The organism is Paenibacillus sp. JT22N7, assembly GCF_059383875.1.
The window spans coordinates 528532-542228 of sequence record NZ_JBXENY010000001.1; the positions used below are offsets into that span (position 1 = coordinate 528532).

A 13697-nucleotide genomic window follows, 5' to 3' on the forward strand; every position below is an offset into this window, starting at 1 on the left:
TGCGCTGCAAGAGGATGGCGACAGCCGTTTCACCTTAATAATAGTCTTAATATCACAACTAAAAAGTCGGAATACGATTAGCCTGGGCAGGGCGGAATTCGCTATACTTAGAAGGTGAGCAACACATCTACAGGCAAGCGAAGGGATGGGATCGGTTTGGCAGACAAGCGTGATCAGGCTACGACTATTCAATATATTCATAATAAAAATGGGCCGAAGCTCGGCTATTCCACCTTGTCCGGCGTCCGTATTTTGGAGCAGGACGGCTTTTATTTTAAAGATTTGAACAAGGATGGCAAGCTGGATAAATATGAGGATTGGCGTCTTAGTCCGCAGGAGCGGGCCGAAGATCTCGCTTCGAAAATGAGCGTTGAGCAAATCGCCGGGCTTATGCTCTACAGCAGCCATCAGGCTGTTCCGGCTAGCCTGGGCTGGCACCCCGGAACCTATGGGGGCAAAGCCTACGCGGACAGTGGCGCGGACTCGTATGCGCTGACGGACCAGCAGCTTGCTTTTCTGGAGCAGGATCATTTGCGCCATGTGCTGCTGACGATGGTGGAAAGCCCGGAAACGGCGGCGCAGTGGAACAATACGATGCAGGCGTACGTTGAAGGCTTAGGGCTGGGCATTCCGGTAAATACGAGCTCAGATCCGAGGCACGCGACGGATTCGACGAAGGAATTTAATGCCGGAGCTGGCGGCAGCATCTCGATGTGGCCAGAGACGATGGGGCTTGCCGCTACGTTTGATCCGGAGGAAGCGAAAAAATTCGGCGAGGTTGCAGCGAAGGAGTATCGGGCACTTGGCATTGGCACGGCGTTGTCGCCACAGGTCGATATTGGCACCGATCCGCGCTGGTTCCGATTTGGCATGACGTTCGGCGAAGATCCCCAGCTGTCCACCGATATGGGCCGTGCTTATATTGACGGCTTCCAGACGTCGGAGGGTGAGCAAGAAATTGCCGAAGGCTGGGGATATGACAGCGTGAATGCGATGGTGAAGCATTGGCCGGGCGGCGGCTCGGGCGAAGGCGGCCGTGATGCGCATTTTGGCTATGGCAAATATGCCGTTTATCCAGGAGAGCAATTTGAGCAGCATTTGCGACCTTTTACGGAAGGGGCGTTCAAGCTGGATGGCAAGACCGGAAAAGCTTCTGCGGTTATGCCTTACTATACGATTTCGCAGGGACAAGACCCGGTTAATGGCGAAAATGTCGGCAACTCCTACAACAGCTACCTCATAAACGATTTGCTGCGCGAACGGTACGGCTACGATGGCGTCGTCTGCACGGACTGGGGCATTACTGCAGATGAAGGCGATGACATTACGAGGCTGATGAGCGGCGGCCGCTGCTGGGGTGTGGAGGAAGGCTACAGCGTAGCGGAGCGCCATTACAAGCTGCTCATGGCTGGCGTAGACCAATTTGGCGGCAACAATGAGACGGGTCCGGTTATTGAAGCTTATCAGATCGGCGTGCAGCAGCATGGCGAGGCGTTCATGCGCAGCCGTTTCGAGCAATCGGCGGTGCGGCTGCTGAAAAATATTTTCCGGCTTGGCCTCTTTGAAAATCCTTATTTGGAAGTGGCGCAGACGGCTGCGACGGTCGGTTCCCCGACTTTCATGGCGGCAGGCTATGAAGCCCAGCTGAAATCGATGGTGCTGCTGAAAAATAAAGGGCAGACGCTGCCGCTCCCTGCTGCAAGCGGGCGCCTGACCGTCTATATTCCTAGGAAGTTCCGGCCGGAGGGTGCGAGCTGGCTCGGCCTGCCGATACCGTCCTTCGAGGGTTATCCAATTAGTGTGGATACGGTCCAGAAGTATTTTGACGTGACGGACAACCCTGAGCAGGCGGATTTCGCATTGGTGTGTATCGAAAGCCCTCATAGCACGATGGGCTACAGCAAGGCAGACGCCGAAGCGGGCGGAAATGGCTATGTGCCGGTCAGCCTTCAATACCGTCCTTATACGGCTGTACATGCTCGTGAGACGAGTCTTGCAGGCGATGCTCGCGATGTGCTGAATCGCAGCTACAAAGGGAAGACGGTTACCGTTGCCAATGAATCCGATCTGGATATGGTGCTGGACACGAAAGCGAAAATGAAGGGCAAGCCCGTTATCGTTTCGATTACGCTCAGCAACCCAGCGGTAGTCGCTGAATTTGAAGCTGAAGCCGATGCTATTATTGCCCATTTTGGCTTGCAGGAGCAGGCTCTGCTGGAGACGCTTATCGGTGCTTCCGAGCCATCTGGTCTGCTGCCATTCCAAATGCCGCGGGACATGTTGACGGTAGAAGAGCAGTTTGAAGACACGCCGCATGATATGGATGTGTATGTGGACACAGCAGGCCATGCGTACGATTTCGGCTACGGGCTGAACTGGAGCGGTGTCATTCAGGATGCAAGGACGGCAAAATATGCTGGCGGCAAGCACAGTACGAAATAACATGCCGATTAATAGCCTATGTATGGCTAATCAACAACGCCCGCCACTGTCAGAAAGCTGATGCTGGCGGGCGTTGTTCGCCTGTTCACAAGTGTTAGGAGCCTGGCAGGCGGCATAAAGGCGTCCCCTTGTTTCAAGCCGAAAATTCCATTATGATTAATTTATCGGTTTGGAAAGGAAGCGAAGCATGAACGATTACGAAGCAAACAAACAGCAGATCCTGGACGCGTTGTGGTTCAGGCATGCGACGAAGGAATTTGACCCCGAGCGAAAAATATCCGATGAGGATTTTCATTTTATTTTGGAAACGGGCAGGCTGTCTCCTAGCTCCATTGGGCTGGAGCCATGGAAATTTATCATTGTTCAAAACCAGGAGCTGCGCGCGAAGCTGGCTGAAGTATCCTGGGGAGCGAAGAAACAGCTGGAAACGGCTAGCCATTTTATCGTTCTTCTAGCCCGCCGCAATGTGCGTTATGATTCGGAATATATGAAGTATATGTACACGCAGGTAAAAGGGATGCGCGAGGAAGTGTATCAGAAGGTGCCTGTTATTTATAAGGCTTTTCAGGAGTCAGATCTGCATTTGCTGGATAATGAGCGTACGCTGCTGGATTGGTCGTCGAAGCAAACGTATATCCCGCTGGCCAATATGATGACCGCAGCTGCGCAAATTGGCATTGATTCCTGTCCGATTGAAGGCTTTAATCTGGATCAGGTGCATGCGATTTTGGACGGGGAAGGGCTGCTGGAGGGCGGGAATATGGAAGTTTCCGTAATGGCCGCTTTTGGCTACCGGCTCGCTGAGCCAAAGCGCCCAAAATCAAGGCTGCCTTTAGAGGACATCGTGCAGTGGGTTGACTAAGTTTTTATAATAAAACGCATTGGAAGGCTGCTTGCTGGCAGCACTCCAATGCGTTTTTGCGTTGCCGCTATTGCGGCATGTATCGCTATAAAAGATTAGCCGCCGATTTTGAAGAGCTTATCGAGCGAGCCGCCTTCGGAAATGATCTTAATGGCGGTTGCAATGAGTGGCGACATCGGCAGAACGAAAAACTTGTCCGAATGATCGCTTAGGGCAATCGTATCCGTTACAACCACCTGGCGGATGTTCGGATGCGTCAGCTTCTCTATGGCGTTGGCCGAGAACAAGCCGTGCGTCGCGCAAACGTAGGCGTCATGAGCGCCTTTTTTGTGGAGCGCTTCTACGACGTTTACGATGGTGCTGCCTGTATCGATCAGATCCTCAATAATAATCGGCGTCATGCCTTCTACTTCACCGATAATATGGGTAATTTCCGATTGGTTGTGGGCAGGGCGGTTTTTGATCATAATCGCAAATGGGCAATCCAAATAGTTCGCCAGCTTCTCAGCCGTTGAAGCTCGTCCAGCATCCGGCGAAACGACGACGGGATTGACGATATTTTGGCTTTTCAAATGTCTGATAATGAGATCCAGAGCCGTCAGATGATCGACCGGAATTTCGAAAAAGCCTTGAATAGGATCTGCATGCAAATCCACGGTAATGATGCGGTGAGCACCGACCGTAGTCAGCACATCAGCTACCAGCTTGGCGGAAATCGGCTCACGAGGAGCGGATTTGCGTTCCTGGCGCGCATATCCATAATAAGGGATGACGAGATTGATGGTTTTGGCGGAAGCGCGCTTCGCCGCATCGATCATAATCATCAATTCCACTAAATGTTCATTAACCGGATGGGACAGCGCTTGTACAATAAAGACATGGCATGTCCGAATAGGTTCTTCATACGATACGTGAATTTCGCCGCTTTGCTGACGGGATATCGCTACATTGCCCAGCGGAATTCCGAGTGAACCACAAATTTCCTCGGCAAGCGCGCGATTGGATGATCCCGAAAATATTTTTACCTTCTGCATTGTGCTCCTCCTTCAAGTTTTGCGCAGCAAAACTACTTCGAAAGCATAAACTTAAGTTTTGCGCAGCAAAACGATTTCGCAAGCGTAAACTTAAGTTTGCTACGAAAAACTACTACATTCCATTATACATTGAAGGAGGTCAGATTCAAGTCATAGTTCGTTCAATTTAGGAAGCTAGCGTCCGTTTGGACGAGGGTTTTCGTTTAAAGGCAACAAGCCCCCGACTTGCTGGCAGCTGGTATATAAATACAAAAACAGCCTCCAAGTCTGCGATTAACGCAAGTGTGGAGGCTGTCTTATTAGTATTAGCGATTAACGAAGGTTAGGGATTGCAACATCCGGATTGGCATCAGCTTCATAATCAATGCCGTCGGTTTCAAAGCCGAATAGCTGGAAAAACTCTTTGCGGTAGCCAGCAAGGTCGGACAGCTCGTACACATTTTCTGTAGTCAGCTCTGACCATAGCTTTGCAACCTCAGCTTGAATTTCAGGTCTCATTTCCCAATCGTCAACGCGGATGAGGCCTCTGTCATCAACAAGCGTTTCTCCAGAAGCATTGTACAGGCGATCCGAGAACAGGCGGTACATTTGCTCAATGCAGCCTTCATGCGTTCCGTTTTCTTTCATTACCTTATACAGCGCGGAAATGTACAGAGGTACAACCGGAATCGCCGAACTGGATTGGGTAACGAGCGCTTTGTTGACGGAGACGTAGGCACGTCCGCCTTTCGTGCTGAGCTGCTCGCTCAGGCGCTTCGCCGTTGCTTCGAGATCATTTTTAGCATAACCAATCGTGCCTTCACGGTAAACCGCATGCGTAATTTCAGGTCCGATATAGGAGTAGGCAACAGTCGTTGCGCCGTCTGCCAATACGCCTGCTTCCTCAAGCTGATCGATCCACATTTGCCAGTCCTCGCCGCCCATAACGGCAATCGTCTGGCTGATTTCTTCCTCAGTTGCTGGCTCAATCGTAGCTTCCGTTACATCGCCGCTGTGGAAGTTAACCGTTTTGTTCGTATAGGTTCCGCCAATCGGCTTAATGACCGAAGAAAAGGTTTCACCGGTTTTCGGATGGGTACGGCGAGGCGAAGCTACACTGTACACGACCAGATCAATGCTGCCCAGTTCGCTGCGGATCAGGTCAATCGTTTGGGCTTTGATCTCATCAGAGAAAGCGTCGCCAACGATGCTGTACGATTTGCGCCCAGCTTCAGCAGCGGCTTTCTCGAAAGCAGCGGAGTTGTACCAGCCTGCGGAAGCGGTACGCGCGCCTTCAGCGGCTTTGTCAAAATAAACGCCAATCGTATTGGCGCCAGCTGCAAAGGAGGAAACGATGCGCGATGCCAGACCGTAGCCTGTCGAAGCGCCGATTACGAGCACATTGCGCGGTCCTGCAATAGCTGGCTTGGATGCAACATACTGGATTTGACGAAGGACTTGCTCAGCGCAGCCTTCCGGGTGTGCTGTCGTACAAATAAAACCGCGTGTTTTAGGTTGAATGATCATATTTAATTATTCCTTCCTATTTGTAAAATGGGCTTGCTATCCATATTGCTGAACAATTCTCTACCATTTTACCGATTTTTCCGTTCAAATGGAAGGGCACGAAAAAACGCAAGACCGAGTAGAGTCGGCCTTGCGTGAGATGCTGCTGGAAAGGTTCAAGCGGGGTTATTCAAAATGCTCGCCGGCTGTTTTAATCTGGCTGGCAACTTGGACGATCGATTTGCCTGCTTCCGCCTGTTTTTTAAGCTGCGCTTCGGTAAGTCCCAGCGCCTTGGCTGCTGCGTTTAGCCTTACATTGTCTACCGCGCTGCTTTTGCTATCTGCGGCAGTTTTACTCGTCGTCGTTGTTTTTGTCGTAGTAGTGGTAGTCGTCGTTGTAACGTACTTTTGCTGAACGGCTTTTTTAACTTGTGTTTTCAGCTCATTTACGACTTGGGTCGATTTAGCTTGCGTCAGCTTGCCTGCTTTGACATTGGCTGCGATTTGGGTCGTTTGAATCTGCATTAAGCAGCTGATGACCTTGTCTGTAGATACGCCTTTCGAATTAGCAATCGTTTCCAGCGTTTTGCCCGCTTTCAGCTGAGTGTTCAGTTCGTCACGCGTTACATTCAGCAGCTTGAGCAGCGGTTGGCTAGTAATGATGGCGAACAGATCGGTTTTGACGGTAAAGCCGCCGCTTGTTGCTGTTTTAATCGCGGTTTGGCTGGAAGCCGTAATCGCTGCAGCTGTCTTGACTGGTGCTGCGGAATTTATCGTTTGTGCAGCAAATGCAGAGCTGGAGAAGGTAAGGGCAAGTCCCAGTGTAATCGGGATTAGTTTTTTCATCGTTCAATCACTCCTAAAGGTTATAGTTAGTTTGTATGTGCTTGCCGGCCTCTATAAGATAAGCGATAAAAGTGAAAAAACGGAGAAAGCCGGCAAAACAAAAAAATAACTTGGAGTGCTGAGCTAGAAGATTCCTCTACTTATTAATGGGCAACCCAGCCGCCGTCAATGACGAGCTCGGAGCCGGTGACGAAGCTCGACTCATCCGATGCGAGATACAGCGCGCCATAAGCGATGTCAGTTGGCTTGCCGAGCCTTGGCCATGGCGTAACCTGCTTGGCTGCTTCAAGTCCCGCGGGATTGGTCAGTTTATGCTCGGTCATCGGTGTTTCAATCATCCCGGGATGAATGGAGTTGACACGAATAAAGTCTTTGGCTAAATCGATCGCTGTCGTTTTTGTCAGCAGCCGCACGGCTCCCTTAGAGGCGTGATAGGCAGCTTCTCCACCTGCGCCAATGATGCCGAAAATCGAAGAAATATTAATGATCGAGCCGCCTCCGGCTTTGCGGATTTCAGGCACGGCGTATTTCATGCCTAGAAACACGCCGCGGGAGTTGACCGCCTGAACCTTATCCCAACGCTCCACCGTTTCCTCCTCCACGTTGAAGGGCGAAGCGATGCCTGCGTTATTGACCAAAATATTTAGTTTTCCATAACGATGGACGGCCTGCAGGGTCACATGCTGCCATTGTTGCTCCGACGAGACATCCTGAGCAAGTGGGTATACATCGCCGCCCGTTTCGCGAATAGCTTCAGCGGTTTCTTTCAGCGCGGCTTCCGATAGGTCTGTCAGCACAACCTTGGCGCCTTCGGCTGCGAAGACAGCGGCTATAGCGGCTCCAATTCCTCCGGCTGCTCCAGTGACAAGGGCTACTTTATTTTGCAATCGTTTCATGCCGTATGCACCTCCAGGTAAGTTATACAACTGTCTTTATATAACTAGGATAGGAGGAACGCTGGCGGCGGTAAATTCCAAATATTCAAGCTGGGTGTACGTTTTAGTGGTTAAAAGACGATTAGAGGCTCCCATTTAATTCCCGATAGGAGCTGGGCGTTATTCCCGTCGCTTTCTTGAAGACGCGAACAAAATATTTCACATCATTAAAGCCGACCAGCTCGCCAATTTCATAGACCGTTTGCCTAGAGGTGGAGAGCATTCGCTTAGCTTCCTCTACCCTCAGGTTTGTAACGAATACAGTGAAATTGACGCCATATTGCGATTTGAATAAGCTGCTCAAATAGGAGAAGGACAGCTGAAAGCGCTCGGCTGCCTCCAGCAGCGACAGGGAAGAGTTGCGATAGTTTTGTTCCACATATCGTTTAATGCTAAGTGCGGTATGGGAGCTGGAGCCATTCGTCGCCAGCACGCCATCTGCCAGCTTGTCAATAAGGGGCTCAAGCTGCTGCGAACGCCAAGCGGCCAGCGACACAAGCGTGTTCGTGCGTTTAAGCTCGTTCAACGATTGCAGTCCTTCCAGGCAGGAAGGACTCGTTGCATGTTTGCTGATAGAAATCCAGAGCTGCAAATACACAATCCACCGTTCCTCAAAGGTGTGGAACCGCTGCTCATATTCCTCAAGCAGCTTTAACACCGCTTGCTTGCCTTCCTTCTGAACCGAAAGTGCAAAGCTGTTCTCATCCTGTGGCGTCAAGCCCACCTGACTTGCGGTAGTCGAGCAACGCAGCATATGCAGTTGTTTTTCGGCTTCTCGGTAGGCTTGCTGCAAAGACTGGGCATCCCCATTAAAAATAGCACTGGATACCCTTGCTGCATTAGCTTCAAACGGAGGGAGGAGCTTCAGCCATTCGGCAAGCTTGTCCTTCTCGTCAGAAGCCGCGCAATACACCGTATGCGAGCCAAGCGGAATGGCGATGAGGGTAATCCCTAACGGAAGCTCGCTTTGCTGCGGAAGCGGCTCATTCGCAAGCAGCAGACAAAGGCTTGAATAAGGCAGCTCCTCGCAGGCAGCCAGTGTCGTGTCGTCAAGAATAATTTCGCAAACACGATTTTTCAGCTCTATATTGCGCGTGCTGCTTTCCTTGTCTAGTTCAGCGGTCAGCTTCTCCATGGCGCGCGCTATTTCCTGGGGGTTAATCGGCTTCAGCAAATATTCTTTAACCCCGTAAGCAATCGCTTTTTTAGCATAACTAAAATCATCGTATCCAGATAAAATGATGCATTTTGGCTGCTTGCCGTTTGTGGCCGCAATCCGGCCCAGCATTTCAATGCCGTCCACCTTGGGCATTCGAATATCGGTAATGACGATATCGGCTTCATTGCAAGCCAGCCATTCCAGCGCCTCCAGGCCATCGCGGAAGCTGCCAGCATGCAGCAGGGGCAGCTCATTCCAAGGGATAACCTCTTCAATTCCTTTGCGAATCCATGGCTCATCTTCCACAATGATAGTCTTGTACATGATTATCCCTCCGGTTGATAAGGCAATGTAATGATGACCAGCAGTCCTTCCTCCATAGCGCGGTAAGTGAGGCCGTATTGCTCGCCAAAAGCAAGCTTGATGCGGTTATTGACGTTGTATATGCCGATTCCGTATTCATAAGCGCGATTATGCCCAGCCGATTCCTGCGAATCCTGCTCCAGGCTAAGCGACATGTCCAAATTGCCAAGCTTATCGTTCATTTGCTGGACTTCTTCCTCGCTCATGCCTTCGCCGGAGTCGCGGATGGTGAGAATAACCCGGCTTCGTTCGCAGTACCCGGTAATGTTAATAAAGCCTTCCTTGTCTATATTTCGAAAGCCGTGCACAATGCTATTTTCAATAATAGGCTGCAGGACGAATTTGATCGTGCGGCTCTTTCGGACGTTGGGATCAATATCGATTTTCGTTTGAATCGCTTGATCGAAGCGGATTAATTGAACCTTCAAATAATGCTCAATATGATGAAGCTCATCATCGATTGTCACAAGCTTCTCTTCATTGACAATATTGTAGCGGAACATCTGGGACAGGGAGCGAGCAAGCTCTGAAATGAGCGGCACACGGTGGATCAGGGCAATGGAATTGATCGTTTCCAGTGCATTATGGAGAAAATGCGGATTAATTTGTGCTTGCAGCGCCAGCAGCTTCGCTTTATCGGATTTCATTTTCATCTCATATTCCCGATTTACGCTTTCCTTCAGCCGAATAACGATGTCCTCGAAGTAGCCCTCCAATTCCTCAACCTCGTCTTGGCGCCGGCTTGGGCGCATCATTTCGATTTTTCCGGTGGCGTATTGCCGCATTTTCCGATTTAACATAATAATCGGTCCCGAATAGTAGATCGATAGAATAATAATGAGCACGACGCACATAATTCCGCTCGAAAGCATCAGAATACCCATTAAATGATGAATGTACGACAGCTTTTCCATAATGGATGATTCCGGCGTGTACACAATAATGTACCAGTCTGCGAAAGCATTATACGAATAGAAGACGACCCGTTTGACATGCAGATAATCGACGGTAAATGAGCCTTTGCCCTCCTTGGATGTGAAAATTTGTTCATGCAGATGCTTGGAAGCGAGATGCTTATTCGTGGAAAATAACGTTTGCCCGCTATGGTTGCTAATAATGACGTCGCTGTCTTTTCCCATGGCGGTATTGGCAAGGCCATATAAAATAAATTGCTGGACCTGATCGTTTCCTTTATCCTCCAGCTGCAGTGCATTGAGATTAAGAAAGATCAGGCTGTTGCTTGCTTCATCTAAAATATTGAGATTACTCTCTACAACATTATCGTAGAGCTTGCTGCTCAGCGCCTGAAAAGCCAACCACTGGACAGCAATTATCGGAATCATAATGACGATGGTATGAACAAGCATCATTTTATATTTTACACTCAAAGGCACTCTCGCCACCGGGACCCTCCTTTAATTTCTGATCATGGTATAGACGATAGACTTTTATAACGCTTGTTAATTAATATATCATGAATAGTAAAGAGCTTGACAAGTGTTATTTGAAAAATAAATGCATGAATGTGTAGGAAATATTAACCTGATACCGTAAAAAAGTACACCTTTCCGCAAATTGTTAGAGTTTTTTTGTTTTGTAAGCGATCTTATAATGAATTCAAGCGGCCGGGGCAAATGCAACTGGCTCTAAGCCCTAAATCAGACGAATGACAAAATCATGTGAGAAAAGTTAACGGGAGGGTTAAAAATGCAACGATCTGGTAAGGTGAAACTTCCTACAGGAAAAAAGGTCGCCGTAAACATCGGTGTCGATTTTGATGCAGCATCCGTATGGATGGGGACATTCGACCGCTTCTCGCCTGCCTATCTGTCACGCGGCGAATTTTGCGCAGAGGTGGGCGCACCGCGCTTGCTTCATTTGTTCCGCAAATACGGCATCACGACAACCTGGTGCATTCCGGGCCATACGATCGACACGCATATGGAGGTATGTCGTGAAATCGTAGCCGCCGGACATGAAATCTGCCATCACGGTTATGCGCATGAAAATCCAACCCATATGAGCTATGAAGAAGAGGAAGAAATTTTGCTCCGCGGCTTTGCGGCGCTGGATAGGCTGGGGGTCAAGCCGCGCGGCTACCGCTCGCCTGCATGGGATTACAGCCCCAATACCTTGAAGCTGCTGGAGAAGCACGGATTCAGCTATGACAGCAGTCTGATGGGCAATGATTTGCATCCCTACCGCCCAAGGGAAGTCGTAGAGATTAATATGGACAAGGCGAATGTATTTGGCCCGCCTAGCCGAATCGTGGAAATTCCGGTTTCATGGTATTTGGATGATTTTCCAACCCAAGAATATGTCATTGGCGGAGCGGAAGGCATGCGCTCTACGCATGAGGTATTCGAGCGTTGGAGAGATATTTTTGACTATGCTTGTGACCATGAAGAGGGCGCATGTTATGTGCTGACGACACATCCGCAGACGATTGGCCGGGCGCATAACATTCAAATGCTGGAGAAGCTGATTCAGCATATGGAATCGCGCGGAGCCTGGTTCGCAACGCTAGGTGAAATTTATGATGCCTATACCGATAACGAGGCAGATGCAAGCAACTCATAAGAGAAAGCCTACACTGGTTAAATAGGAGGCAACTATGACAAACATTCGTATTTCTGCTGTACAGTTCCGCGCCGAGCGTGTATCCGGCTTTGAAGACTTTGAACGGCAGGTTCGAGGGCTGATGGAGGAAGTGCCGCTGGATTCGGATTATGTGCTGTTCCCTGAGCTGTTCACCGTTGGCCTGCTGACCTCATTCCCTGATTGGGAGACAGCGGGACCGTCAGCGATGATGAGGCTGGACCAATTTACCGTTCCTTTCAAGAAACTGTTCGCAGACCTTGCAGCGCAGCGGGGGCAAATTATTGTCGCCGGTTCACATTTGGAGAAGCGGGGCGAGGATTATTTTAATGTAAGCACGATCTTTCAGCCGAATGGCGACATAGCGGAGCATAAGAAATCGCATATTTTTCCCGCAGAGGGCAATTGGAAGACGAGGGAAGGCGAGGAGCTGAACGTCTTTGACATTGGTCCGGCCCGCATTGGCATTGCGATTTGCTATGAGGCTGAAATTCCCGAGGTCTCCCATATTTTGAGCAGGCAGGGAGCGGATATTGTATTTTGTCCATCCTATACGTACACGGAGTTCGGTTTTTGGCGGGTTCGTCATTGCGCGCAGTCCCGCAGCATTGAAAATCAGATTTATGTCGTGCATTGCCCGACGATTTGTGAGATCGGCAAGCCGATTGACAGCGGTTATGGCCGCTCCGCAATATTGACGCCATGCGACACGCCGTGGACGGCCAACGGCATAGCTGTTGAAGCGGAAACGAACGTACAAACCGTCATAACTGGAGCCGTCAATCTGGATTTGCTTTATGAAAATCGCAAGACTGGCGCGGCGACGACTTTCAATGACCGCATTCGCAAAAGCGGAATGTACGCAAATCATGCTCCATATGCACAGGAACGTTCCAACTAACTTATGAGAAAAGGGAGAGGATTTTATATGAAACGTTTATCCGCGCACATGATAGCAGGAATCGCCCTTCTTGTTCTTGTTTTTGCAGCCTCCGCTTGCAGCGGAAATAGCTCCAGTCCAGGCACCGATTCACCCGAGCCGTCTGGCTCGTCAGACGCAGCGGGCGGAGCTGGGAAAATTGCATATTTTTCCGCTGGAGCCTCAAATGCATATCTTCAAAAAGGGTTGGAAGCAGCAGAATCCAAAGCGAAGGAGCTCGGATTCGAAATCGATACGTTCGACGGACGCTTTGATCCGTTGACGCAGCTCAATCAAATTCAAAATGCGGTGACAACCGGGAAATATAAAGGGTTCGTCGTTGAACCGGTCGATGGCAACCAGCTCTGCAAGGTGTTGTCCAAGGATGTGCCGGCCAAAGGTGTAGCGGTAGCCATCATTAATGCTACGCTGTGCGGATCGCCGGATTGGCAGGAAGGAACGCTGACTTATGTGGGCGGTCAGGAAGTCAACGTTTATAAAGAAATCGTGAATAAAATTTTCAGCGACAAGCCGGAAGGCGGCACAATCGCCGTCATTGGCGGCCCGGCAACTGGCGGTCCGTACTTGAGCATGAAGGCAGCCTTTGACAGCGAGCTGCCAAATCACCCGGAGTGGAAGCTGATTGGCATGCATGCGACGACTTATACGGCGAACGAGGCGTTCCAAGTGGCACAAAATATTTTGCAGGCCAATAAAAACCTCGACGTTATTTTCTCCAACTATTCGGGCATGACCGTCGGCGTCGTTAAAGCGATTGATGCGGCCAAACGCGATGATGTAGCGGTCTATGATTTCGGCGGCGACAAATGGGCCTTTGATTCGGTAAGCTCCGGCAAAATCAAATCGACGGTTGTCATGCTTCCGGTCGAGGAGGTTCAGCATGCGATCCAGGCGCTCTACGATTCGTTCAACGGTAAAGAAGTAGAGAAATATATCGATCTGACCAAAGATCCGATTCTCCCTGGCACACCGTTCGTCTATAAGGACAACATGGCTGATTTTACAGCTAAAGGATTGCCAGAATATTAAGCGG

General features: G+C 50.0%; 11 protein-coding genes. 5 read left to right on the forward strand and 6 right to left on the reverse strand.

Annotated features, from left to right (window positions below):
* The first annotated feature begins 150 nt into the window (after positions 1-150).
* Positions 151-2442 carry a glycoside hydrolase family 3 protein gene (locus AC50Y5_RS02310; RefSeq protein WP_494858781.1) on the forward strand — a complete coding sequence of 764 codons (2292 nt, stop codon included), beginning with the start codon at positions 151-153 and terminating at the stop codon, positions 2440-2442.
* Positions 2443-2629: 187 nt separating this feature from the next.
* Positions 2630-3304, forward strand: coding sequence for an NAD(P)H-dependent oxidoreductase (locus AC50Y5_RS02315; protein WP_494858188.1), 675 nt, complete (start codon positions 2630-2632; stop codon positions 3302-3304).
* 95 nt (positions 3305-3399) lie between these two features.
* Here the strand turns inward: AC50Y5_RS02315 and AC50Y5_RS02320 are convergent, their stop codons facing one another.
* The 6 genes from AC50Y5_RS02320 to AC50Y5_RS02345 all read right to left on the reverse strand — a co-directional run bounded on the left by AC50Y5_RS02320 (position 3400) and on the right by AC50Y5_RS02345 (position 10529).
* Positions 3400-4338, reverse strand: coding sequence for a ribose-phosphate diphosphokinase (locus AC50Y5_RS02320; RefSeq protein ID WP_056029736.1), 939 nt, complete (start codon positions 4336-4338; stop codon positions 3400-3402).
* Positions 4339-4650: 312 nt separating this feature from the next.
* Positions 4651-5844 (reverse strand): enoyl-ACP reductase FabV, encoded by a 1194-nt coding sequence (gene fabV / locus AC50Y5_RS02325; RefSeq protein WP_494858192.1) that lies wholly within the window; start codon positions 5842-5844, stop codon positions 4651-4653.
* Between the two features lie 165 nt (positions 5845-6009).
* The gene (locus tag AC50Y5_RS02330) at positions 6010-6669 is read right to left on the reverse strand and encodes a hypothetical protein (protein ID WP_494858194.1); all 660 of its coding nucleotides are present in this window, start codon (positions 6667-6669) and stop codon (positions 6010-6012) included.
* 143 nt (positions 6670-6812) lie between these two features.
* Positions 6813-7565, reverse strand: a complete 753-nt coding sequence (locus AC50Y5_RS02335) for a glucose 1-dehydrogenase (RefSeq protein ID WP_056029727.1) — start codon at positions 7563-7565, stop codon at positions 6813-6815.
* A gap of 121 nt (positions 7566-7686) precedes the next feature.
* A complete protein-coding gene (locus AC50Y5_RS02340; protein ID WP_056029724.1) occupies positions 7687-9087 on the reverse strand; it encodes a response regulator transcription factor in 1401 nt (466 codons plus the stop codon).
* A 2-nt stretch (positions 9088-9089) separates the two neighbouring features.
* Positions 9090-10529 carry a sensor histidine kinase gene (locus AC50Y5_RS02345; RefSeq protein WP_494858197.1) on the reverse strand — a complete coding sequence of 480 codons (1440 nt, stop codon included), beginning with the start codon at positions 10527-10529 and terminating at the stop codon, positions 9090-9092.
* 304 nt (positions 10530-10833) lie between these two features.
* Between AC50Y5_RS02345 and AC50Y5_RS02350 the strand changes: the two genes are divergently transcribed.
* Genes AC50Y5_RS02350 through AC50Y5_RS02360 form a run of 3 tightly spaced genes read left to right on the forward strand, consistent with a single transcriptional unit; the run spans position 10834 to position 13693 of the window.
* Positions 10834-11706, forward strand: coding sequence for a polysaccharide deacetylase family protein (locus tag AC50Y5_RS02350; RefSeq protein ID WP_056029718.1), 873 nt, complete (start codon positions 10834-10836; stop codon positions 11704-11706).
* A 34-nt stretch (positions 11707-11740) separates the two neighbouring features.
* Positions 11741-12625 (forward strand): nitrilase-related carbon-nitrogen hydrolase, encoded by an 885-nt coding sequence (locus AC50Y5_RS02355; RefSeq protein WP_056029715.1) that lies wholly within the window; start codon positions 11741-11743, stop codon positions 12623-12625.
* A gap of 27 nt (positions 12626-12652) precedes the next feature.
* Positions 12653-13693 carry a sugar ABC transporter substrate-binding protein gene (locus AC50Y5_RS02360; RefSeq protein ID WP_056029712.1) on the forward strand — a complete coding sequence of 347 codons (1041 nt, stop codon included), beginning with the start codon at positions 12653-12655 and terminating at the stop codon, positions 13691-13693.
* The last annotated feature ends 4 nt before the right edge of the window (positions 13694-13697 follow it).